General features: G+C 70.8%; 21 protein-coding genes and 1 tRNA gene. 13 read left to right on the top strand and 9 right to left on the bottom strand.

Annotated features, from left to right (window positions below; genetic code table 11):
- Positions 1-6: 6 nt before the first annotated feature.
- Entirely contained in the window at positions 7-1,278 is a 1,272-nt protein-coding gene (gene gatA / locus HUG12_RS14595) for an Asp-tRNA(Asn)/Glu-tRNA(Gln) amidotransferase subunit GatA (protein WP_179269476.1), read from the bottom strand.
- Entirely contained in the window at positions 1,279-1,581 is a 303-nt protein-coding gene (gatC, locus tag HUG12_RS14590) for an Asp-tRNA(Asn)/Glu-tRNA(Gln) amidotransferase subunit GatC (RefSeq protein WP_179269475.1), read from the bottom strand. It abuts the gene before it with no gap.
- A gap of 236 nt (positions 1,582-1,817) precedes the next feature.
- On the opposite strand from gatC, the gene HUG12_RS14585 reads away from it, so the two are divergent.
- Together HUG12_RS14585 and HUG12_RS14580 are read left to right on the top strand one after the other, a co-directional pair.
- The gene (locus HUG12_RS14585) at positions 1,818-2,798 is read left to right on the top strand and encodes a transcription initiation factor IIB (protein ID WP_179269474.1); all 981 of its coding nucleotides are present in this window, start codon (positions 1,818-1,820) and stop codon (positions 2,796-2,798) included.
- A gap of 113 nt (positions 2,799-2,911) precedes the next feature.
- Entirely contained in the window at positions 2,912-3,391 is a 480-nt protein-coding gene (locus HUG12_RS14580; protein WP_179269473.1) for an NUDIX domain-containing protein, read from the top strand.
- 153 nt (positions 3,392-3,544) lie between these two features.
- Here the strand turns inward: HUG12_RS14580 and HUG12_RS14575 are convergent, their stop codons facing one another.
- Together HUG12_RS14575 and HUG12_RS14570 are read right to left on the bottom strand one after the other, a co-directional pair.
- Complete coding sequence (locus HUG12_RS14575) at positions 3,545-4,627, bottom strand: asparagine synthase C-terminal domain-containing protein (protein ID WP_179269472.1); 1,083 nt, start codon at positions 4,625-4,627, stop codon at positions 3,545-3,547.
- Between the two features lies 1 nt (position 4,628).
- A complete protein-coding gene (locus HUG12_RS14570) occupies positions 4,629-5,312 on the bottom strand; it encodes a PHP domain-containing protein (RefSeq protein WP_179269471.1) in 684 nt (227 codons plus the stop codon).
- A 118-nt stretch (positions 5,313-5,430) separates the two neighbouring features.
- On the opposite strand from HUG12_RS14570, the gene purL reads away from it, so the two are divergent.
- Together purL and HUG12_RS14560 are read left to right on the top strand one after the other, a co-directional pair.
- Positions 5,431-7,575: a phosphoribosylformylglycinamidine synthase subunit PurL gene (gene purL / locus HUG12_RS14565; RefSeq protein WP_179269470.1), complete on the top strand. Its 2,145-nt coding sequence runs from the start codon at positions 5,431-5,433 to the stop codon at positions 7,573-7,575.
- 64 nt (positions 7,576-7,639) lie between these two features.
- On the top strand, positions 7,640-8,953 hold the full coding sequence (locus HUG12_RS14560) for a hypothetical protein (RefSeq protein WP_179269469.1): 1,314 nt from the start codon (positions 7,640-7,642) through the stop codon (positions 8,951-8,953).
- Here the strand turns inward: HUG12_RS14560 and HUG12_RS14555 are convergent.
- Positions 8,950-9,105 (bottom strand): DUF7550 family protein, encoded by a 156-nt coding sequence (locus tag HUG12_RS14555; RefSeq protein WP_179269468.1) that lies wholly within the window; start codon positions 9,103-9,105, stop codon positions 8,950-8,952. The genes HUG12_RS14560 and HUG12_RS14555 overlap by 4 nt on opposite strands.
- Positions 9,106-9,306: 201 nt before the next feature.
- Between HUG12_RS14555 and HUG12_RS14550 the strand changes: the two genes are divergently transcribed.
- The 3 genes from HUG12_RS14550 to HUG12_RS14540 all read left to right on the top strand — a co-directional run bounded on the left by HUG12_RS14550 (position 9,307) and on the right by HUG12_RS14540 (position 12,226).
- Complete coding sequence (locus HUG12_RS14550) at positions 9,307-10,578, top strand: hypothetical protein (RefSeq protein WP_179269467.1); 1,272 nt, start codon at positions 9,307-9,309, stop codon at positions 10,576-10,578.
- Positions 10,579-10,751: 173 nt separating this feature from the next.
- Positions 10,752-11,567 (top strand): imidazole glycerol phosphate synthase subunit HisF, encoded by an 816-nt coding sequence (gene hisF, locus HUG12_RS14545; RefSeq protein WP_179269466.1) that lies wholly within the window; start codon positions 10,752-10,754, stop codon positions 11,565-11,567.
- A gap of 107 nt (positions 11,568-11,674) precedes the next feature.
- On the top strand, positions 11,675-12,226 hold the full coding sequence (locus tag HUG12_RS14540) for a DUF1684 domain-containing protein (RefSeq protein WP_218836325.1): 552 nt from the start codon (positions 11,675-11,677) through the stop codon (positions 12,224-12,226).
- Between the two features lie 21 nt (positions 12,227-12,247).
- Here the strand turns inward: HUG12_RS14540 and HUG12_RS14535 are convergent, their stop codons facing one another.
- The 4 genes from HUG12_RS14535 to HUG12_RS14520 all read right to left on the bottom strand — a co-directional run bounded on the left by HUG12_RS14535 (position 12,248) and on the right by HUG12_RS14520 (position 15,080).
- Complete coding sequence (locus HUG12_RS14535; RefSeq protein ID WP_179269464.1) at positions 12,248-12,544, bottom strand: DNA-directed RNA polymerase subunit L; 297 nt, start codon at positions 12,542-12,544, stop codon at positions 12,248-12,250.
- 26 nt (positions 12,545-12,570) lie between these two features.
- Positions 12,571-13,584, bottom strand: a complete 1,014-nt coding sequence (locus HUG12_RS14530) for an MBL fold metallo-hydrolase (protein ID WP_179269463.1) — start codon at positions 13,582-13,584, stop codon at positions 12,571-12,573.
- A gap of 296 nt (positions 13,585-13,880) precedes the next feature.
- Positions 13,881-14,510 carry a uracil-DNA glycosylase family protein gene (locus tag HUG12_RS14525; RefSeq protein ID WP_179269462.1) on the bottom strand — a complete coding sequence of 210 codons (630 nt, stop codon included), beginning with the start codon at positions 14,508-14,510 and terminating at the stop codon, positions 13,881-13,883.
- A gap of 96 nt (positions 14,511-14,606) precedes the next feature.
- Positions 14,607-15,080 (bottom strand): DUF5793 family protein, encoded by a 474-nt coding sequence (locus HUG12_RS14520; RefSeq protein ID WP_179269461.1) that lies wholly within the window; start codon positions 15,078-15,080, stop codon positions 14,607-14,609.
- Between the two features lie 125 nt (positions 15,081-15,205).
- Here HUG12_RS14520 and HUG12_RS14515 point away from each other — a divergent pair, with 125 nt between their 5' ends.
- The 6 genes from HUG12_RS14515 (at position 15,206) to HUG12_RS14490 (ending at position 21,826) form a co-directional block, all read left to right on the top strand.
- Positions 15,206-15,736, top strand: a complete 531-nt coding sequence (locus HUG12_RS14515; protein ID WP_179269460.1) for a DUF7549 family protein — start codon at positions 15,206-15,208, stop codon at positions 15,734-15,736.
- Positions 15,737-15,849: 113 nt separating this feature from the next.
- Complete coding sequence (locus tag HUG12_RS14510) at positions 15,850-17,598, top strand: type II/IV secretion system ATPase subunit (RefSeq protein WP_179269459.1); 1,749 nt, start codon at positions 15,850-15,852, stop codon at positions 17,596-17,598.
- Positions 17,599-17,601: 3 nt separating this feature from the next.
- A complete protein-coding gene (locus HUG12_RS14505) occupies positions 17,602-19,761 on the top strand; it encodes a type II secretion system F family protein (RefSeq protein ID WP_179269458.1) in 2,160 nt (719 codons plus the stop codon).
- A gap of 110 nt (positions 19,762-19,871) precedes the next feature.
- A complete protein-coding gene (locus HUG12_RS14500) occupies positions 19,872-20,513 on the top strand; it encodes a class I SAM-dependent methyltransferase (RefSeq protein ID WP_246308208.1) in 642 nt (213 codons plus the stop codon).
- Positions 20,514-20,537: 24 nt separating this feature from the next.
- A complete protein-coding gene (locus tag HUG12_RS14495; RefSeq protein WP_179269456.1) occupies positions 20,538-21,641 on the top strand; it encodes an NAD(P)/FAD-dependent oxidoreductase in 1,104 nt (367 codons plus the stop codon).
- 113 nt (positions 21,642-21,754) lie between these two features.
- Positions 21,755-21,826 (top strand) — tRNA-Gly (locus HUG12_RS14490).
- Positions 21,827-21,865: the final 39 nt, after the last annotated feature.

Genomic DNA, 21,865 nt, shown 5'->3' with positions numbered 1-21,865 from the left:
GCGGGGTTACGACTCGACGGCGCTCGCGGCCCGGACGATCGTCTCCTCGCCGAACTTCGGCCCGACGAACTGCATCCCGACGGGGAGGCCGTCGGCCTCGCCGGCCGGCACCGAGACGGCGGGGAGGTTCGCGAGGTTCACCGGGACGGTGTTCGCGTCCATCAGGTACAGCGAGAGCGGATCGTCGAGGCTCTCGCCGCGCTTCGGCGGGAGCACCGGCATCGTGGGGGTCGCGAGGACGTCGGCCTCCGCGAGCGCCTCGTCGAAGTCCCGCTTCACCCACGCGCGGGCGTCCTGGGCCTTCTTGTAGTACTTGTCGTGGTAGCCCGCCGAGAGGGCGTACGTCCCGAGGAGGACACGTCGCTTCACTTCCGGGCCGAAGCCCTCCTCCCTGGCGCGCGCGAACGACTCGTTCCAGTTGCCCTCCCCGCCGGAGACGCCGTAGCGGACGCCGTCGAACCGCGCGAGGTTCGAGGACGCCTCCGACATCGCGATGACGTAGTACGCCTGCACGGCGTGTTCGACCGACGGGAGCGACACCTCGACCGTCTCGGCGCCCCGCGATTCGAGGTCCGCCAGCGCGTCCTCGAACGTCGAGGCGACCGCCTCGTCTGCCCCCTCCGCGAGTTCGGCGGGGACGCCGACGGTCAGGCTCTCGACGTCGCCGTCCGCGGCGGCCGCGTAGTTCGAGTCGGCGCCCTCCTCCCGGGTCGTGGAGTCGTTCCCGTCCGGGCCCGCAACGACGTCGAGCAGGGCGGCCGCCTCCTCGACGGTGGGCGCGAGCGGGCCGATCTGTTCGAGGGAGTTCGCGTAGGCCACGAGGCCGTACCGGGAGACGAGCCCGTAGGTGGGCTTGATGCCGACGACGCCGCAGAACGCCGCCGGGTTCCGGACGGATCCGCCGGTGTCCGAACCGAGCGCGACGTCGGCCTGGCCGGCCGCGACGGCCGCGGCGGATCCGCCGGAGGAGCCACCCGGGACGCGCTCCGGGTCCGCCGGGTTCTTCACGGGACCGAACGCCGACGTCTCCGTCGTCCCGCCCATCCCGAACTCGTCCATGTTCGCCTTCCCGACGACGGTCGCGCCGGCGTCCTTCAGGCGCTCGACGACCGTCGCGTCGTACGGGGGGACGTACTCGGTGAGCATCGCCGACCCGCACGTCGTCCTGACGCCCTCGGTGGAGATGTTGTCCTTGACGGCGACGGTCGTCCCGGCCAGCGGCCCCTCGTCGGCGCCCTCGACGGTCGTCTTGGTGACGAACGCGTTGTAGTCGGCCATCTACGACACCCGGGGGCCCTTGAAGTACCCCTCCTCGGACTCCGGGGCGTTCGCGAGCGCCTCCTCCTGGGTGAGCCCCTCGCGGACCTCGTCGGCGCGCATCACGTTCACGAGGTCGGGTTCGTCCTCGACGGCCGGCACCTCGTCGAGCGCCTCGAAGTACGAGAGGACGTCCGAGAACTGCTCGGCGAACTCCGCGGCCTCCGCGTCGGTCAGGTCGACCCTGGCGAGGTCCGCGACGTGGCGGACCGCATCGGGGTCCACCTCGTCGTCCGCGTCCCCCGCGTCGGCGGTGTCCGTCATTGTCGAAGGCTGTCCCGGACCGGGAGTAAGGGTTTCGATAGCTTGCATCCGCCCGCTTCGGACGGTGTGTTCCACCTCCGGGATGGCCACGTTCGAGAGCCCCCGCTCGCGTTCGGACGCAAGCTTTCCGGCAGGGCCGAGCCGTAATCTGCCGCCACAGTTAAGTCGCCTGCGATACGACACAGTATACGACGAACAGGGCTGAGACCCATCTCCCCGGTCCCCAACCATTCATAATGAGCGAAAACGTCCGAGACGACGCGGACGACCGTACGAGACGACAGGACGAACGATCCGAGACGAGCGAGGAGCGCCAGCGGGAGGCGTGCCCGGAGTGCGGCGGCGACCTCGTGGCCGACTCCGAGCGGGGCGAGACCGTCTGTCGCGACTGCGGGCTCGTCGTCGAGGAGGACGAGATCGACCGCGGGCCCGAGTGGCGCGCGTTCGACGCCGCCGAGAAGGACGAGAAGAGCCGCGTCGGCGCCCCCACGACCAACATGATGCACGACAAGGGGCTCTCGACGAACATCGGCTGGCAGAACAAGGACGCCTACGGCAACCAGCTCTCGGGCCGCCAGCGGGAGAAGATGCAACGGCTCCGGACCTGGAACGAGCGGTTCCGGACGCGGGACTCGAAGGAGCGGAACCTGAAGCAGGCGCTCGGCGAGATCGACCGCATGGCCAGCGCGCTCGGCCTCCCGGAGAACGTCCGCGAGACCGCCTCGGTCATCTACCGCCGCGCGCTGAACGACGATCTCCTTCCGGGCCGGTCCATCGAGGGCGTCTCCACCTCCGCGCTGTACGCGGCAGCGAGGCAGGCGGGGACGCCGCGCTCGCTCGACGAGATCGCGAGCGTCTCGCGGGTCGAGAAGGACGAGATCGCCAGGACCTACCGCTACGTCGTCCGCGAACTGAGCCTCGAGATCCAGCCGGCCGACCCGGAGCAGTACGTCCCCCGGTTCGCCTCCGAACTCGAGCTCTCGGAGGAGGCCGAGCGGCGGGCCCGCAAGCTCCTCTCGACCGCGAAGGCCCAGGGCGTCCACTCGGGCAAGTCGCCCGTGGGGCTCGCGGCGGCCGCCGTCTACGCGGCGTCGCTTCTCACCAACGAGAAGGTCACACAGAGCGAGGTCAGCGAGGTGGCGAACATCTCCGAGGTCACCATCAGGAACCGCTACCACGAGCTGCTCGAGGCCGAGGAGGAGGTCCGACTCGACTGACGACGGCGGCCGTTCCGACGGTTTGGGGCCGGATTCGTGGGTTCGTCGTTCCCCGTTCGTGATCGCGAGGCCGAGTTCGCAACCCAGAAGTCACGCACGCGAGAGCGGTAGCCATGGAGTGTACTCGCCACATCACGGCGACCGTCTACCTCGTCAACGAGGGCGCGACCGTCCTGCACGAACACCCGAAACTCGGCATCCACGTCCCGCCGGGCGGCCACCTGGACCGCGACGAACTCCCCCACGAGGCCGCGCTCAGAGAGGCGTACGAGGAGACCGGGCTCGAACCGGAACTAGTGGACGACACCGACCCCGTCGACGCGCCGGCCGGTCGGACGCTGCCGGATCCGCGCCACACGATGCTGTACGACATCAACGTCCACGAGGACGGCTCCGTGGGCCACCAGCACGTCGACCTCATCTACTTCGCGCACGTCGGATCGCGGGCGATCGCGCCACCCGCCCCCGCGAACGAGGCGCCGCCCGAGGCGTGGGAGTGGTACGACGCCGAACGGCTACGGGCCGGCGACGTCGACGCCGACACGACCGAGATCGGGATCGAGGCGATCGAGGTCGTCTCGGGCGCCCGCTGAAGGTTCAAGTACGAAGACGGGAGCAGACCCCCCGTGACCTGACGACGATCGGGCGGCGCCACGCGGTTGCGCGGTGCAGCGCCGTCCGGGAGCCCGCACCGCGTGTTCGCCAGCCACGCGTCGTTCCGACCACGTTCGGAGGCCCCTACGACGTCACTCCAGCAGCGACTCCACGTACCGCCCGACGTGGTTCTCCATACGTCGCTTGAAGCCGGCACGGCGCGCGAGTCGGTCCAGTTCCCGCGAGACGTACGTGCCGTACTGGACCGCCTTCTTGTCCGCTTCCCGGACGGGGTCAGGTACCAGCCCCGAAGCCGCGCGACGGAGCGCGACCTTCCGCTCGTCGCCGGTGGCGATCAACTCGGCAGGTAGCCGGAGCGCCGCCTCGACGACGTGGTCGTGAAGCAGCGGCGCGACGGGTTCCACGCCGGCGGCTCTGATCGCGAGCACGTCCCGCTCGAGCTGGTCGGGAAGCGACAGCACCGTCTCCCGTCTCGCCCCGCGGACCGTGTCCGCCTCGACCCGACGGTCCGAGGCGGGCTCCACGACCTTCGCGTACCCGCCGAACAGTTCGTCCGCGCCCTGCCCGACGGCGAGCCGGTCGAACCCCGCGTTCCTCGCGCGCTCGGCGACGAGGTGGAGCGGGAGCGCGATGGCGACGTCCATCGGGTTCGTCCGTCCGGTCGCGCCCGCGACCTCGGGAATCGCCCGTTCGAGGTCCCCGTGGGTCAGTTCCACGACCCGGAGGTCACGCCCCATCAGCCTCGCGGCCTCCCGCGCCGCGGAGACGTCGTGTGCACCGTCGAATCCGGCGACGAACAGCGGCGCGTCGGGGACGCCCGTCGCGACGAGCGCCGAGTCGACGCCGCCGGAGAAGGCGACGGCGAGGTTCGACGGGACGACGTCGTCGAGCGCCGCCCCCACGACGTCGGTGACGGCCGCCTGGGCATCGTCGTGGGATGCCGGATCCGGGTCGGGGAGCGACCACTGCAGTTCGTCGCCGTTCGAACCGCGAACGGCGCCGGCGGGGACCGGACGCGGATCGGCGAGGTCGGTGGGATCGAAACTCCACGTGTTCGGGTCCCCCGGTTCGGAGAAGACGGGTCGCCGGCCCAGCACGTCACGGACGAGCCGGCCGTCGATCCTCCCCGCGAACCCTCCCGTCCCGGGGAACGGATCGCCGTCGTCGAGAGCGTCGCGAACGAGTTCGGCGGGAGCGCCGTCGACGCGGGACACGCTACAGAAACTCGCCCAGTCCGCGCCGGAACCGGCGCTTCGCGCCGCCGGCCGCCTGGCGGAAGGAGATGTGCCAGGGCGTCCGCTGGCCGACGACGCTCGTCCGTCCGTCGCGGATCGCGTCCAGTACCGCGTTAGTCGAGCGCCGCTTCGCGCCGACCTCGGTGACGGCCTGTCCGACCATCTCCGCGATGTGGGCGTCGCTGCCGGCGGTCATCGGAACGCCGTGATTGACGGCGAACGTCTCTGCCTTCCGGTTCGCACGGCCGGTCAACAGCCGGGAGTTGTACACCTCGATGGCGTCGGCCTCCGAGAGCTGGTCGTTCGTGACGTGGGGTGCGACGCCGTGTCTCGACTTCTGGAACGGGTGGGGGATGACCGAGAGCCCCCCCTGTTCGGCGATCCGGTCGAGCGTCTCGTCGAACGGGAGTCCGGCGGGAACCCGCTCCTCGATGCCGAGCGCGAGGACGTGACCGGCGGCGCTCGTCACCTCCATCCCGGTGATGCCGACCAGGCCGTGCTCGTCGGCCCGATCGGCGGCTTCGAGGCTCGCGCCGAGTTCGTCGTGGTCGGTGACCGCGAGCGCGTCCAGCCCGACGGCGGCTGCCTGTTCGAGGAGCATGTCGACCGGGTCGCGCCCGTCGTGTGAGAGCTCCGAGTGACTGTGCAGCTCGACCGATAGCACGGGGTAGGCTTGTCGCGGCCGGTAGAAAAGGTACGCGGTCCGGAATTTCGTCCCGCGCCGTGACCACGTCCATGCATATGGAAAGCCATTTTGCCGGTGGTTCTGAACGTGACTATGGATGAGCCTCCCCGCCGAGGACCGCGAGCTCGTGACTGCCGAACTGGGCCGGGACCTCACGACCGCAGAGGCCGCGCTGTTCGAGAACCTTTGGAGCGAACACTGCGCATACCGCTCCTCGCGGCCCCTGCTTGGGGCCTTCGAGAGCGAGAGCGAGGACGTGGTGGTCGGCCCGGGCGACGACGCAGCCGTGGTCGCGCTTCCGTCGGCCGGTACGGACTCCCGGACCGACGGGGACCACGCCGACACCTACGTCACCCTCGGCATCGAGAGCCACAACCACCCCTCCTACGTGGACCCGTTCGACGGCGCGGCGACGGGCGTCGGCGGGATCGTCCGCGACACGTTGAGCATGGGGGCCTACCCCATCGCCCTGACCGACTCGCTCTACTTCGGAGGGTTCGATAGGGAACACTCCAGGTACCTCTTCGAGGGCGTCGTCGAGGGGATCAGCCACTACGGGAACTGCATCGGCGTCCCCACGGTCGGCGGTTCGGTCGCCTTCCACGAGGGGTACGAGGGGAACCCGCTCGTCAACGTCGCGTGTCTCGGGCTGACCTCCGCCGACCGGATGGTGACCGCCGTCGCGGAGGAGCCGGGAAACAAACTCGTCCTCGTCGGCAACGGAACGGGACGGGACGGGCTCGGGGGCGCCTCCTTCGCCTCCGAGGACCTCGCCGAGGACGCTGAGACCGAGGACCGGCCCGCCGTCCAGGTCGGCGACCCCTACGCCGAGAAGCGGCTCGTCGAGGCCAACGAACAGTTGCTGGACGAACGGTTGCTCGTGTCCGCGCGCGACCTCGGGGCGGCGGGGCTCGGCGGCGCGTCCTCCGAACTCGTCGCCAAGGGCGGGCTCGGCGCCGAGATCGAACTCGACGCCGTCCACCAGCGCGAACCGAACATGAACGCTCTGGAGATCCTGCTGGCCGAATCCCAGGAGCGGATGTGCTACGAGGTACGGCCCGTGGACGTCGAGCGCGTCCGCGAGATCGCCGACCGCTTCGACCTCGGCTGCTCGGTCATCGGGGAAGTCGCCGAGGGGAACTACGTCTGCTCGTTCCGAGGTGAGACGGTCGTCGACGTCCCGGCGGAGTTCCTCGCCGACGGCGCCCCGACGAACGACCTCGACCGCGAGCCCCCCGCGCAACCGGATCGCGACCTCCCGGACCCGGACCCGACGGCGGCGTTCGAGGCCGTCGTCGGCAGCCCCACCACCGCGAGCAAGCGCTGGGTGTACCGCCAGTACGATCACGAGGTCGGGACGCGGACCGGGGTTGGTCCCGGGGACGACGCGGCCATCGTCGCCGTCCGCGAGGCGGGCGTCGGGGTCGCCCTCTCTGCGGGCGCCGAGCCGCGCTGGACCGAGGTGGCGCCGTACGAGGGGGCCCGAGCGATCGCGCTGGAGAACGCGACGAACCTCGCCGCGAAGGGGGCACGACCGCTCGCCGCGGTGGACTGCCTGAACGGCGGCAACCCGGAGAAGCCCGACGTGTACGGCGGCTTCGCGGCCGCGGTCGACGGTCTCGCGGACATGTGCGCGGACCTGTCCGTCCCGGTCGTCGGGGGCAACGTCTCGCTGTACAACGACTCCGTCACCGGACCGATCCCCCCGACGCCCACGGTCGCGATGATCGGGACGAAGGACTCATACGACGCACCGCCCGCGTCGGTGACGGGCGACGGCGAACTGCTCGTCGTCGGGGAGGCCGGCGGGGCGCTCGGTGGATCGGAGTACCTCGCGCACGCGGGCGGGACGGACCGGTTCCCCGAACTCGGGCCGGACGCCCCGGCCGTGCTGGAGGCGCTCGCGACGGTGGCGGACCGGGACGGGACGCTCGCCGTTCACGACGTGAGCACGGGAGGGCTCGCGGTGACGCTCGCGGAGATGGTGACCCCGGACGCCGGCGTCGACGTCGCCGTCGACGACGCGGTCGCGCTGTTCGACGAGACGCCCGGACGGGCGGTGGTGGAGACGACCGACCCTGACGCCGTCGAGGCACGTTTCGACGGCGTCGCGCCCGTCGAACGCATCGGCGAGGCCACCGCCGACGGGACCCTGGCCGCGACGGTCGGCGACGAACCGATCCGGTACGACGCCGACCGGATCGAGGAACTCCGCGGGATCATCGGGCGGGAGCTCGCGTAGCGGGCCCGCGCGTCCTTCCGGGCCCCCCGTAGCCTTACGGTGATTCGTGTCCAATGGTAACGGCATGCGCACGCCGACGCCGCTCGTCGTCCTCCTCCTCGTGCTCGCCGGCTGTAGCTCGGGCGTGTCGTTCACCGAACGGCCGGCCGCCGAGGCGACCGCGCCCGTCGGCCCCAAGGACGCGGCCCTGGCGACCCCGAACGTCGAGACGCCGACGCCGACCGACACGCCGACGGGGACGGAGCGCCCCGCCTCCCCCGAGTCGCTGGCGGCCTCGTACGACATCGACACGGAGGGCGGGGAGCTCCCGGTCGACTACGCGCTCGTCCACGCGAGGGTCGTGTCGATGCTCGACGCGCGACACACCCAACCGCCGGAACGGGTCCGGATCGAACCGGACGAGCGGATGGACGTCGGCGCCACGCGCTACCCCGAGTTCTACCGCCTCCTCGGCATTACCGTCCCGGAGGACCGCACGCGGACCCTGACCGCCGCGGCGTACGTCCAGTCGCCCGACACCGTGACGGTGAACCGGCGGATCCTCGACCGGAGCGAGCTGACCGAGCGGACGCTCGCCCACGAGTCGGTCCACGTCGTCCAGTTCCGGACGGACGCGTTCCGCCGGACGGCCGCGGACGTGACCGTCGGGCGGCCGACGACTGACGGCTTCATGGTCCAGCGGAGCATCACCGAGGGGTCGGCGACGTACGTCGAGACCGAGTACGCGGCGCTGTACGACCTCGCCGACCCGAACGCGACCGAGTCGATGGGGCAACGATACCGGAACAACAGCGGGGCGTCGAAGCTCGGCCTGGCGCCGTACTACTTCGGAGCGCGCTACGCCGACGGTCGGCTGGAGGGGCCCGAGGAGATCGACGTGCTGTACACCGATCCGCCCCGGACGAGCGAGCAGCTCGTTCACGGGCTCGATCCGGACTCCGAACCCGTCGCCGACCTCGTGGTCGACGCCGAGGCGGGCGGCAACTGGGAGCACGAACCGGTCGCCCGGGACCGGTTCGGCGAACTGTTCGTCCGCGTCGTGCTCGGGAGCGAACTGAACGAGTCCGCGGCCGCCGCCGGCGCCGACGGGTGGGGCGCCGACGAGCGCATCGCGTTCGCGAACGCCGGGGAGGGCGAGCGCGGCACCGGCTACGCCTGGGTGCTCCGGTTCGACGACGCCGCGAACGCCACCGAGTTCTCGGCGGCGTTCGACGGGTGGGAGGGCGCCCGCGACGCGAACGACCCCGTCAGAACGGCTCGGATCGACGGGGAGACCATCGTCGTCTTCCTCGGCAGCGAGTCGTTCGTCGAATCCGCCCGGGCGTCCTCGAACGGCGAGAACGGGACCGTGACCGTCCGGATCGACGGGACCGATTAAAACAGGAACGGGAGCCCGAACGCGAGGGCGATTCCGACGGCCGCGACGACGGCGCCGGTGAGCACCTGCCCGGTCGTGAACGGCTGCATGGGGGAGGTGACGCGTTCGTCCTCGAACTCGCGGTAGCGGTCGTGATCGTGGTGGTCGGCCATACCCCCACCTGACGCGCGGCGGCACTTAATCGCTCGTGATACGGATCGGCCGCGACCGGTTAGTCGCCACCCGTCGGCGTAGGGCGCCTCTCCGGCTTGCCCGCCGGGTCGTCGCGGCCGACGGGTAAGCCGCCGTTTGGAGCGGCCGGTTCCGACCAAGCGACTCATAACAATCCGTAGCGGGACCGTTCTGAACCGCACATGGGACCGTTACGGAGCGACACGCGGGACCGGGCCGTCGCCGACAGACGGGCGTTCCTGCAGTCGGTAGGAGGAACCCTCGCGCTCGCCGCGCTGGCCGGGGACGCCGCCGGGACTGATCGGTCGGCGGGAAGCGAGGGGTACGCCGCCGTCCAGGGGGACGACTGCGTTCCGGTCGTCCCGCTCTCGGGCGACCGGACCGTCGAGGAACTGTACGACCTCCAGATCCCGGGCCGGTTCGTCGGCGACAACGGGGCCGTAGACGACGGGGGGCCGTACTACCAGTCGAACGGGACGACGGACCTCCAGCGGCCGAACACGACGATCACCTTCCTCTACGACGGGCCGGGCGGACTGAGCCTCGTCACGGTCCACGACACGAACGGCGACAGCAGGGGGGAGGGTGGGTCGGTCACCTGGACGGTGGAGGACGTGCCGTCCGACGCGGCGTGGGCCGTCAAGGACGACCTGTACCTCGACCCCGACACCGGGGAACCCGCCGAGAACAACTACGACGGGTGGGACGTCGACGGGCCGACCCACGTGATCGACTGGACGTGGGGGAGTGCGGGCACCGACGGCGGTGCACTCGGCCCGCTCGGCGACGGGTTCGAGGTCACCGTCGACCCCGCGTTCAACGAACTCGCCGGACTCTGGGGGGAACACTACGCCGAGGACCCGATCACCGACTGGCAGGTCCTCTCGTTCCCGAACGGCCGCGACGACCCGGAGCGGACCTCGCTCGCGCTCGACCGACCGGTAACGATCCGTGACGGTTCGTGCGACGGTCGGAAGGACCGGGACGGGGACGACGAGAAGAAAGACCGGGACGAGGACGACGATCGAAAGGATGAGGATCACGACGACCGGGACCGCGACCGCGACGACGAGGACCACGACCGGGACCGGGACGACGATGACGACCGGAAGGACGGGGACTACGACGATGACGACAGGAAGGACAGAGATGGTGACCGCGACGGAGATGGGGACCGGAAGGACGATGACGACAAGGAAGACGACGACAGGGAGAAGGACCGAGACCGGGGCGATGACGACGACGATGAAGACGAGGACGACTATGAGGACGATGACGATGGGGACGACGACGATGACGAGGAAGACGACGATGACGACGAAAAGGGCCGTGGACGGGGGCACGGTCGCGGCGACGGGGGGAAAGAATCCGGAGGTGACGGACGGGGCGACCGCGGGAGCGGCCGCAGCGGAGAGTCGAGGGGGCGAGGGAACGGTCGCGGGAACGGGCGGTAATCGGGTCCGGGGATGGTCGACCGGGCCTCCGCTCGGCAGTGACATCCGCAACCCGCCCGCTTCCGCGTCGCGTCGACCCGTGCCGCGACCAACAGGCTAATACCCGAAAGCGGCGTGTTTCGAGGTGAAACGGAACCACGGGACTGCGTCCCGGAACGGAGTCCGTACCCGACATGCCACTGACCAAACGAGTCATCCCCTGCATCGACGTCGACCTCGACGGGGACGGGAACGCCGCCGTCTACACGGGGGTCAACTTCGAGAACCTCCGCTACACCGGCGACCCCGTCGAACTGGCGAGCAAGTACAACGAGGCCGGGGCCGACGAGTTCGTCTTTCTGGACATCACCGCCTCCGCGGAGGGGCGCGAGACGATGTTGGACACCGTCTCTGCGGTCGCCGACGAGGTGTTCATCCCGCTCACCGTCGGCGGCGGGATCAGGACCCGCGAGGACGTCAGGGAGACACTCCGGGCCGGCGCGGACAAGGTCTCGATCAACTCCGGCGCGATCGCGAACCCGGAGCTGATCACGAAGGGCGCCGAGTCGTTCGGGAGCCAGTGCATCGTCATCTCGGTCGACTCGAAGCGCCGCTTCGACGAGCGGGGCGAACACTACGTCGAGGTCGACGGCGAGTCGTGCTGGTTCGAGTGCACCGTCAAGGGCGGCCGCGAGGGAACCGGCCTCGACGCGGTCGAGTGGGCCGTCGAGGCGGAGGAGCGCGGCGCGGGCGAGCTGTTCGTCAACTCCATCGACGCCGACGGCACCGAGGAGGGCTACGACGTTCCCCTCACGAAGGCGGTCTGTGACGCCGTCTCGACGCCGGTGATCGCCTCCTCCGGGTGTGGCGGGCCCGAGGACATGTACGAGGTGTTCACGGACGCCGGCGCCGACGCGGCCCTGGCGGCCTCCATCTTCCACTTCGACGAGTACGCCATCGACGAGACGAAGGCGTACCTCCACGAGCACGGACTCCCCATTCGGCTGTAGGGTCGCCATCCGCCCGCCGGAGTCGCCCGGAGCCACCGCTCGACAGTCGTGTATCGCCGGGACACTCACGACCCACCTTCATGCCGCAGCCGTGCGTAGACGGACGCGTGAGCGACGACGCCGACTACGTCGAGGCGGTCCGCGAGCACCGACGACGGAAGGACGAGTTCCTCGCGGAACACCCGCAGTCGCCGATCCCGAGCGATCGGCGGGCGGGGTTCGAGGGGCTCCCGTACTTCGACCCGGATCCGGCCTACCGCGTCGAGGCTCCCCTGCACGAGCACGACGACCCCGGGGAGATCACCGTCGAGACGACCCAGAACGGGGAGCGACGCTACCGGAACGTCGGCGAGTTCCGGTTCGAACTGGACGGCGGGGCGGTGACGCTCCAGGCGTACCGATCGCCCGGCGACGAACGCCGGTTGTGGGTCCCGTTCCGCGACGCGACGAGCGGCGAGGGGACGTACCCGGCCGGGCGGTACCTCGACCTCGAGGACCCCGCCGACCGGACGGCCGACGGCGACTGGGTGCTCGACTTCAACGGGGCGTACAGCCCCTACTGCGCGTACTCGGAGGCGTACGAGTGCCCGCTCGTTCCGACGGAGAACTGGCTCGACGTGGCAGTGGAGGCCGGTGAGAAGTACGAAGCCGGGACGTAGAGACGCGAGACCCGCCGTTCCTCAGGCCGCCGACGCGAACGCGTCCTCGATCTCGCCGTACAGCGTCCCCATCCGGTCGCTGACGGAGTTCGCGGCCTCCTCCAGCGCGTCGAGCGGGTCGACGCCGTCCTCGGTCTTGATCGAGAGGATCGGCTCGGTCTGCCCGCCCGACTGCTCGGGGTTCATGTCGTAGGTCGCCGCCCCGACGTCGTCGGACTCGAGCAGCGCGCCCTTGAGGACGTTCATGAACGTGTGGTCCTCGTCCGCGACCTCGATGCGGAGTTCCTCGTCCGTCTTGTCCAGCACGCGGAGTTCCATGGCCACTGGTTGGCCGAGGGCGCGTTTTAGTGTTGTGTTCCCGACGCCTCGAACTCGACGACGCGCTCGATGCCCACGTCCGGGAACAGCGCGTCCACGTCCGGGTCCGACTCGACGAGTCGGTACTCGCGCCCGTCGCGCTCGACGACCCCGGCCCCCGCGAGGTGGTCCAGGTGGGCGTACGCCTCTCCCGGACCGTGCAGGATGTGGACGCCCGAGAGCGATCCGAACAGGTCCGCGCTCACCTTCCAGGGCGTGCTCGCCCCCCGGCGTTCGAGGACGCCGACGACGTTCCGCGTCCGGTCGCGGTGGTGTCGGAGGATGGTCGCCGCGCGACCCGCCGGGTCGTCGATGCGGTCGCGGTGGCCCGGCCAGACGACGTCCCAGTCCCGCTCGATCACCTCGACGAGGCTGTCGACGTACAGGCCGAGCGCGCCGTCGACGCGGACGTCGGCCCCGCCGACGTTCGGCGTGTACTTCGGGAGGATGACGTCGCCCACGAACGCCTCGCCGGCGTCCCCGTCGGCGAACGCCGTGAGGCCGGCGGCGTGGCCGGGGAGATGGACCGCCTCGAGCGTCCGCCCGTTCACGGCGAACGCGTCGGCGTCGGAGAACGGGGTGACGTCCACGGGTTCGCCCAGGACGTCGGACTGGCCGTCCAGAGTGGCTGCCAGTTCCTCCCGCGGGCCGTCCGGGATGGCCCACGCCTCGAACGCCTCCCGCTGCTGCTCGCGGTTCGCCGCCAGGACGTCCTCCCCGCCCGAGACGAGCGGGGCGTCGGCCTCGTGGACGTGGACGGTCGCGCCGGACGCCGCCTGGATCTCGCCCGCGAGTCCCGCGTGGTCGTGGTGCCAGTGCGTGAGAAACAGCCTGTCGACGTCCGCGAGCGCGACGCCGTGCTCGGAGAGGCCGTCCTCGAGGTCGGCGCGCACCTCGGGGAGGGCGACGCCCGAATCCACGAGGACCGTCTCCTCGCCGTCGAGGAGGTAGACGTCGTTCATCCCCTCGAAGACGGTGTTGTGTAGCCGGATTCGCTCCATGTGGTCGGATGGATCACCCTGCCGCAAGAGGGTTCCCATCCCGGTGGAGGTAGCCGACTCCCCGTCGGCCGCGACGCGTCCGGAACGGGGAAACGCCGTGCTGTGGGGTTCGGGACGGCGACGGTAAAGCGGGTGCCGGCCGGAATCGGCCGGCGAGCACCAATCGCGGACGGTCAGTTCGTCGGTACGCGTGCGGTCTGACAGTCAGACGCGTCCGGATGACCGCCGTGAGTCGGTGGGTGGGGGAGTCACAAATAACCGTGGTGGAGCGACAATACTTGACGACCGAGGGCCGCTCACCGAACGAGGTACGGGTCCTCGCCCGGGAGGAACCGGCCGAGGTCGGAGACGCGCCGGAAGTCGGTCGACCGGAGGGTCCGAAGCGACTCGACGAGTTCGGGGCCGTCCGTCCCGTCCCACTCGCGCGGGTCCCGGATCGGCAGCACGAGCCACCCCGACCCCCGGAGTTCGGTCCCGTGGAGCTCCGCCATGTCGACGTCCGTCTTCCAGGCCTGCGCGGTGTACGTCTCGAGGACGTGCTCGGTCGCCCGCTCGCCCACGGGGAGCAGGACGTGGGCCGCGATCGCCCTGAGTTCCGCGTCGAAGAAGCGCTCCATGTCGGCGTACGCCGCGGGCGTCGGCTCGCCGTCGGGCACGCACATGTGGAGATACGAGAGGAACGTCGACGCCACCTCGGGGGTGTCGCCGGTCGCCCGGAGGAGCCCTCCCTCCGCGAGCGCGTCCTGCAGGCGTTCGGCCGCGGGCGTCCCCGTGAACGGCACCCCCGTCTCGACGCCGCCGTGGGCGCCCGGGTGGTCACCGACGACGTGGAAGTCGGCGTTCGCGTCGCCGTAGCCCGGCACGAACCGGTCGCAGTCCGGGCTCATCCCGAACGGGTTCGACACGCGGTCGGTGACGTTCTTCACGCACGCCGGTACGCGCCGAGGGCGGGATGGACCTTGCGGTTCCGACCGGAGCCGGGGAGGTCCCGCGGGGGAACCCGGCGCGACGTCTCCACGCCGCTACAGTTCGACGCCCGGCGGGATGAGACTCTCCCGGCGGAGCAGGTTCCCCTCGCGGTCGTACACGAGGAACGTCCGCTTCTCGTAGGTGACGAGCCGCTCCCCGTCGACCGAGATCTCGACCCGGTAGCTTCCGTCGCTCGCGTCGTGGCGACCGTACTCCCGGGCAGCGCGGATGAACCGGAGGACGTCGTCGGCCTCCTCGTTGAGTTCGAGCACGAAGTCGCCCGTGATGCGGTTCGTCACGCCGACGACCCCCTTCGCACTCGGGTTCCCCTCGTGTGACTCCCGGAGGCGGAACGCGACGTCGGTCTCCTCGGCCTCGAGGAGTTCGCCGTCCGAGCCGGTGAGACGGTCCCTGAGCAACCCGTCCGGACCGTGAAAGTCGATGTACACGCGGGGCTGCCGCGGCTCCCCGTCGGTGTCGACCCAGTCGACCTGCTCCACGTCCAGCTCGAAGTAGTCGCGCCTCATTCCGTACCGGAGAATTGGCGTACGTGGGTATGAACGTACCGCCGCTGGCGGGGCCGGGAAGCCGCCTGGACCCCGGGTGGGAGCGGTTCGGGCGGTTTTATGTCACCCGGCGTTCCCGGCGACGTATGGTCTGGGTCCGCTCCGAGTACGCCGGCGAACTCGCGGTGGTCTCGACGTGGTTCGCCGCGCTCATCCCCTGGAATGTCCTGTACGGGGACGCCTTCGGGGGGAGCGTCCTGCTCGTCCGGTTCCCGCTGCTCGAGATCCAGTACGCGTTCGGCGTCCCGTTCACCGAGGCGACGAGCGTCCGCGACCCCGTCTCGGCCTACCGGCTCCAGGCCGGACAGCCCGTCGCGGACGCCTACGCAGCGTGGCTCGTCGGCGCCGCGCTCCTCGCCGTCGCGCTCGCCGTCTCGGCGTACTACTACCGGGAGGAGGAACGGGCCGAGTCGTGGCCGGTCGACCCGGTGTCGGTCCTCGGCGGCCTGCTCGTCGCCTGCGGCGTCGTCTTCGCGGCCGCGTCGGCGCTGCTCGTGGGGGGCGTCCTCGGCGTCGACCTCGGCGGCGGCGGGCTGGACGGCATCTCGATCCCCGTCGGCGTCGCGTTCTACCTCGCGTTCGGGGCCGTGCTACTGCGGGCCGAGCAGGTCACCTGAGCCGAACCAGCGTCGTCCCCGCCGGCGACGAACGGCCAGGTCCGGCCCCACGCGACGGCCGGACGTGGTGCCGGATTTAAGTAGGGGTGCGCCGAACCGCCGACGACAACCGCATGTCGGGGGACCTGGCTGACGGCGACGGTGGAGGGGGTCGGCTCGCCGAGCTCCGCCACCGCATCGGCCGGACGGTGGAGATGCTCCGCGGGACGGACGTCGACGTCCGGCCGCTCGACCCCGGCGATGACGGTCCGTTCGCCTCGCACACGCTCCCGGACGCGCACGAGGAGATCGAGCGCTACTGGGTGAACGCACCGTACGCCTACGTCGTCGTCAGCTACGATTCGGAGGCGAGCGAGCACCGCTATCACGCCGTCGAACCGGACCTGGACGGGTTCGAACTGTCGCTCCTGCGGCGGGTCGTCGACGACATCCGCGACCCGCTGTTGTACCGCTCGGACGACGGGGCGGATTACGAGAACGTCCTCCGGGGGGAACTGGAGGCGCTCCTCGAGGGGTACGGCGTGGAGTGTGACATGCGGACGTTCCACTCCGTCCTGTACTACCTCGCGCGCGACTTCCGCGGGTTCGGCAGGATCGACCCGCTGCTCAACGACCGGCACATCGAGGACGTCTCCTGTGACGGCTACGACCTGCCGATCTTCGTCTACCACGACGAGTACACCGACGTCCGGACGAACGTCGCGTTCGGCCGGGAGGAACTGGACGACTACGTCGTCAGGCTCGCCCAGCAGTCCGGGCGACACATCTCGGTCGGCGACCCCATCGTCGAGACGACGCTGCCGGACGGCTCCCGCGCGGAACTGGCGCTCGGCGAGGAGGTGACCCCGCGGGGATCGGCGTTCACCATCCGCCAGTACGCGGAGGAGCCGTTCACGCCGATCGACCTGATCGAGTACGGCACCTTCAGCGTCGAGCAGATGGCGTACTTCTGGCTCTGCATCGAGCACAACAAGAGCCTCATATTCGCCGGGGGGACGGCCTCGGGCAAGACGACCTCGATGAACGCGGTGTCGATGTTCATCCCGCCGCGCTCGAAGGTGCTCACGATCGAGGACACCCGGGAGCTCTCGCTGTACCACGACAACTGGCTCTCCTCGGTCACCCGCGAGCGCCTCCACGAGGGGACGGACATCGACATGTACGACCTGCTGCGCTCCGCGCTCCGCCACAGGCCCGAGTACATCGTCGTCGGCGAGGTGCGGGGCGCGGAGGCGGTCACCCTGTTCCAGGCGATGAACACGGGCCACACGACGTTCTCCACGATGCACGCCGACTCCATCGAGACGGTGATCAACCGCCTCGAGAACGACCCGATCAACGTCCCCCGCGCGATGGTTCAGAGCCTCGACGTCCTCTCGGTCCAGACGCTGACCCGGTTCGACGAGGGGCGGGTCCGACGCGCACGGACCGTCGGCGAGATCGGCGGCATCGACCAGCGGACCGGAGAACTCGACTACTCCTCGTCGTTCGCGTGGGACCCGGAGTCCGACTCGTTCCGGTCGAACGAGTCGGACCTCCTGGCGGAGATCCAGGACGAACGTGGGTGGTCCCGCGCCGAACTGCTCCGGGAACTCCGGAACCGCGAGGCGTTCCTCGAACGCCTGGGGGAACGCGGCGTCAACGACTACCGCCGCTTCACGGCGCTCGTCAACGAGTACTACGCGGACGCCGACCGCGTGATGGAACGGCTCGAGGCGGACGAGCCCCTGGGAACGGTCGGGGCCGAGTCCGGGTCCGAGGGGGTCCAACCCGACGAGCACGGGCCCGGCGGGGTGGACGGCGGAACGAACGGACCGGAACGGGAGCCGGGGACGGACGACGCGGGGGACCGCGGCGGGTAACCGATGGTCGGTGTCGCCGTCGTCCTGCCGCTCGTGTTCGTCGCCCTCGTCTCCGCCCCCGTGGCGCTGGCCCGGTTCAGCCCGCGCGTCGACCTGTCGCTGACGAGGGTATCGCTCGCGCTCTTCGGGACGTACGTCGCCGACGAGAGCCCCCGGAAGCGCGAGCAACTGGAGCGGCTCCGTGCGGCTCACGCCGGCGTCACGCACCGGGCGTACGCGTCGAAGACGCTGCTGTACGCGGGCATCGCGGGCGTCGCAGGGAGCGTCCTCGGCGTCTACGGGATGGCGCTCCTGCTCGCCGCGCTCAGCGTCGGCGGCGACGCGCTCCGTGGCGCGCTTCCCGCGGCGCTGTCGTTCCTGGCGGACCTCACGCGGGTCGACGAACTCGGGATGGTCGACCTGTTCCCGCTGCTGCTGGTCTCGGCGGCGACGGTCGGCGCCGGGTCGGCGCTCGCGACCTACGCCCTCCGCTGGACCCGGCTCGACCATCGGGCGGACGTCAGGGCCGGGCGGATCGAGGCGACGCTCCCCCGGACGGTGGCGTTCGTCTACGCGCTCTCCAGGTCAGGCATGTCGTTCCCGGCCGTGCTCGACACCCTGGCCGAGAACGAGGCGGCCTACGGCGAGGCGGCGAGGGAACTCGGCGTCGCCGTGCGGGACATGAACGACTTCGGGACGGACGTGCTCACCGCGATGGAACGGATGGCGCGGCGGACCCCGTCGACGAACATGGCCGAGTTCGGCGAGAACCTCTCGTCGGTGCTCGGGAGCGGTCGGAACCTCTCCGAGTTCCTCGAGGGCCAGTACGAGCGCTACCAGGACGAGGCGGAGTCCCGGCAGGAACGGTATCTCGAACTGCTCTCGACGTTCGCGGAGGCGTACGTCACGGTGCTGGTCGCCGGCCCGCTGTTTCTCGTCACCATCCTCGTCGTCGTCGGCCTCGTCCTCCAGGACACGACCGACCTGCTCCGGGCGATCGTCTACGGCGGCCTCCCGGTCGCGAGCGCCGCGTTCGTCCTCTACGTCGGTTCGATCACCCGGGACGCCTCCGGCGGTCGGCGGTCGGACGCCGACCCCGACCCGCGTCGCCTCCTCGCGGCGAACGTCCGGGCGACGGGCGACGGGGAGGCGGCCGGAGCGGCCGACGCGGCCGACGCGGAAACCACGAGGGCGGACGGCGGAGCCGCCGGACGTGACGCGAACGGGACCGACGGGTGGACCGCGAATCGGGAGCGACTCGCCGCCTACGACCGGTTCGATCGGCTACTCGGTCTGCTCCGCCGACCGGGGGAGACCCTGCTCGACCGGCCTGCGACGACGGCGCTGCTCACCGTCCCCGTCGGGCTCTGGTGGGTGTGGTTCCGGGCGGAACCGATCCCGCTCTCGCCGCTTTCGGCCCTCCGGGCGCTCGACTCGCCCGCCGTCGAGGCGACGCTGTTCGTGCTGGTCGGCTTCGGACTGGCCTACGAACTCGACAAGCGGCGGACGAGGGCGATCGAACGGGCGGTGCCCGACTTCCTCGATCGGATGGCGAGCGTCAACGAGGCCGGCCTCACCGTCGTCGGGAGCGTCCGACGGCTCACGCGGACCGACCTCGGGGCCCTGACGCCCGAACTCCGGCGGACCTGGCGCGACGTCCAGTGGGGTGCCGACGTCTCGACGGCGCTCGAACGCATGGAGGGGCGGGTGAACTCGCCGGCGGTCTCCCGCGCGGTCGCGCTCGTCACGAACGCGATCGAGGCGAGCGACGACGTCGCGCCGGTGCTCGAGATCGCCGCCGACGAGACGCGCGCGACCCAGCGGCTGCGCAGGGAGCGCCGGCAGGTGATGGTCACCTACCTGCTCGTCATCTACGTCTCGTTCGCCGTGTTCCTCGGCATCGTGGCCGCGCTGTCCGTCTCGTTCGTCCCGGCGATCGAGAACGCCGGGCTCTCCGGGTCGACGGGCGGCGTTCCGGGGACGTCGATGGGCGTCTTCGGCGGGATCGAGGACGTCCCGACCGGGGCGTACGTGCTCCTGTTCTACCACGCCGCGGTCGTCCAGGCGATCTGTTCGGGGCTCGTCGCGGGCCAGCTCGGCGAGGGACGCCCCGCGGACGGCGTGAAACACGCGTGCGTGATGCTCCTCGCGGCATACGTCACCTTCGCGGTGATCGGCCCGTGAGCGACGACCGGGAGGCGGAGACCACGGGGAACCACGACGCGGATACCGCCGATAACGCGGCGGAAGGCGTCGACTCGACGCCCCGTTCGACGGCGGCGACGTACGACCGGATCGCGTCCCACTTCGCGGAGACGAGGGCGTACCCGTGGCCGGAGGTGGAGTCGTTCCTCGAGGGTCGGACGGCCCGCCGCGGCCTGGACGTCGGTTGCGGGAACGGACGCCACGTCGAGGCGCTCGCGGACCGCGTCGAGCACGTCGTGGGCGTCGACGTGAGCGGGGGGCTCCTCCGGGAGGCCGTCGACCGGGCCCGGGAGCGGAGTTACCTCGGGCAGTTCGCGGCGGTACGGGGGGACGCCGCGACGCTCCCGTTCCGCGAGGACGCGTTCGAGGTGGCCGTCTACGTCGCCGCGCTCCACCACCTCGGGACGCGGGAGCGCCGGGTCGGCTCGCTCTCCGAACTCTCGCGGGTGCTCGCTCCCGGCGGGCGTGGGCTGGTCAGCGCGTGGAGCACCGAGAGCGAGCGGTTCGACCGGGAGGAGGGGTTCGACACGGCCGTCGACTGGACGCTCCCGGGCGGGGAGACGGTCCCCCGGTACTACCACGTCTACGACCCCGACGAGTTCCGGTCCGACCTCGACGCGAGCGCCCTCCGGACGGTCGAGGCGTTCGTCTCCAGCGGGAACTGCTACGCGGTCGTCGCCCCCCCCGGTGACGGCTGCCCGGGGCCGGCGCACGGACGGACGCGACTTTAACCGTGGCCGCCCGAACGGTGGCGTATGAGCGACGAGTTCGACTACGACGTCGTCGTCGTCGGCGGCGGCCCGGCGGGGCTGACCGCGGCGCTGTACACGACTCGACTGGGGCTCGACACTGCGGTCTTCGACCGCGGCGGCGGGCGCGCGGCGATGATGCGGGACACCCACAACGTCGTCGGCGTCACCGAGGAGACGAGCGGCGCCGAGTTCCTGCGGACGGCGCGCGAACAGGTGGAGTCGTACGGAGCCGACTACGAACGGACGTTCGTGGAGGACGTGTCCGCTCGCGACGGGGGGAACGGCAGCGGCCTCGAGGAGGGCGACGAGGGCGCGGGGGAAGCCGGCTTCCGCGTCGTCGCCGGTGACGGGGAGTACGCCGTCCGCAGGGTCGTGCTCGCCACCGGCTTCTCCGACCGGCGGCCGGACCCGCCGCTTCCCCCGACGGGACGGGGGCTCCACTACTGTCTCCACTGTGACGCGTACATGTTCGTCGACGAGCCGGTGTACGTGATGGGTGCGGGCGACTCCGCGGCGTACGTCGCGATGATCATGCTGAACTTCACCGACCGTGTGGACGTGCTCACGCGGGGCGACGAGCCGACGTGGAGCGAGGACGCGGCGACGATGCTGGAGAACCACCCCGTCGGCGTCGTCCACGAGGAGATCACGGGGATGAACAAGGACGGGGACGGCTGGCTGGAGTCGTTCGAGTTCGCGGACGGGACGACCCGGGAGTACCGCGGCGGGTTCCCGATGTACGGGTCGGAGTACAACGCCGACCTCGCCGACGGCCTGGACCTCGAGCGGACCGAGGGCGGCACGATCGAGGTCGACGACCACGGACGAACGAGCCGCGACGGGGTGTACGCGGTCGGCGACCTCACGCCGGGCCACAACCAGATCCCGGTCGCGATGGGCGAGGGCGCGAAGGCGGGCATCGCCATCCACATGGACCTCCGGCCGTTCCCGCGCTCGACCGAGGAGATCGAGCGGCTCGGGCCGGTGGACGAGTCGGACGTCCCGGCCATCTCGCCGGAGTTGCTGGCGACCGCTGTGGCCCACGAGGGCCACGCCGCCGGTCCCCGGACCGAGGTCGACGCGGAGGAGGCGGCCGCCGACGACTGACCGAAAGGGGAAGGTCCTTATTCCTGCTGCCGATACGTTCGAACGACTCGCGAGCGCCGGTGGCGAGCGAACCCGTCGGTTCGTCGATCCCGGCGCGCGAGCGCGGAAGTCGAGCGCCGGTGGTCTAGCTGGTATGACTTTGGCCTTCCAAGCCAACGACCCGGGTTCAAATCCCGGCCGGCGCACTCCCCGGGCGAAGCGAGGTACGGAGCAATCCACGTCGC

It is taken from the genome of Halorarum salinum (assembly GCF_013402875.1).
In the GTDB taxonomy this organism is placed as follows: Archaea; Halobacteriota; Halobacteria; order Halobacteriales; family Haloferacaceae; genus Halorarum; species Halorarum salinum.
Note: the sequence above shows the minus strand (reverse complement) of the source record. Positions and strands in the feature narration are given on the sequence as shown.

What these genes read in the sequence shown, in the direction of transcription:
- gatA (WP_179269476.1), bottom strand. Translation starts at nt 1,278, where the DNA reads ATGGCCGACTACAACGCGTTCGTCACCAAGACGACCGTCGAGGGCGCC.
- gatC (WP_179269475.1), bottom strand. Translation starts at nt 1,581, where the DNA reads ATGACGGACACCGCCGACGCGGGGGACGCGGACGACGAGGTGGACCCC.
- HUG12_RS14585 (WP_179269474.1), top strand. Translation starts at nt 1,818, where the DNA reads ATGAGCGAAAACGTCCGAGACGACGCGGACGACCGTACGAGACGACAG.
- HUG12_RS14580 (WP_179269473.1), top strand. Translation starts at nt 2,912, where the DNA reads ATGGAGTGTACTCGCCACATCACGGCGACCGTCTACCTCGTCAACGAG.
- purL (WP_179269470.1), top strand. Translation starts at nt 5,431, where the DNA reads ATGAGCCTCCCCGCCGAGGACCGCGAGCTCGTGACTGCCGAACTGGGC.
- HUG12_RS14560 (WP_179269469.1), top strand. Translation starts at nt 7,640, where the DNA reads ATGCGCACGCCGACGCCGCTCGTCGTCCTCCTCCTCGTGCTCGCCGGC.
- HUG12_RS14555 (WP_179269468.1), bottom strand. Translation starts at nt 9,105, where the DNA reads ATGGCCGACCACCACGATCACGACCGCTACCGCGAGTTCGAGGACGAA.
- HUG12_RS14550 (WP_179269467.1), top strand. Translation starts at nt 9,307, where the DNA reads ATGGGACCGTTACGGAGCGACACGCGGGACCGGGCCGTCGCCGACAGA.
- hisF (WP_179269466.1), top strand. Translation starts at nt 10,752, where the DNA reads ATGCCACTGACCAAACGAGTCATCCCCTGCATCGACGTCGACCTCGAC.
- HUG12_RS14535 (WP_179269464.1), bottom strand. Translation starts at nt 12,544, where the DNA reads ATGGAACTCCGCGTGCTGGACAAGACGGACGAGGAACTCCGCATCGAG.
- HUG12_RS14530 (WP_179269463.1), bottom strand. Translation starts at nt 13,584, where the DNA reads ATGGAGCGAATCCGGCTACACAACACCGTCTTCGAGGGGATGAACGAC.
- HUG12_RS14520 (WP_179269461.1), bottom strand. Translation starts at nt 15,080, where the DNA reads ATGAGGCGCGACTACTTCGAGCTGGACGTGGAGCAGGTCGACTGGGTC.
- HUG12_RS14515 (WP_179269460.1), top strand. Translation starts at nt 15,206, where the DNA reads ATGGTCTGGGTCCGCTCCGAGTACGCCGGCGAACTCGCGGTGGTCTCG.
- HUG12_RS14510 (WP_179269459.1), top strand. Translation starts at nt 15,850, where the DNA reads ATGTCGGGGGACCTGGCTGACGGCGACGGTGGAGGGGGTCGGCTCGCC.
- HUG12_RS14505 (WP_179269458.1), top strand. Translation starts at nt 17,602, where the DNA reads ATGGTCGGTGTCGCCGTCGTCCTGCCGCTCGTGTTCGTCGCCCTCGTC.
- HUG12_RS14495 (WP_179269456.1), top strand. Translation starts at nt 20,538, where the DNA reads ATGAGCGACGAGTTCGACTACGACGTCGTCGTCGTCGGCGGCGGCCCG.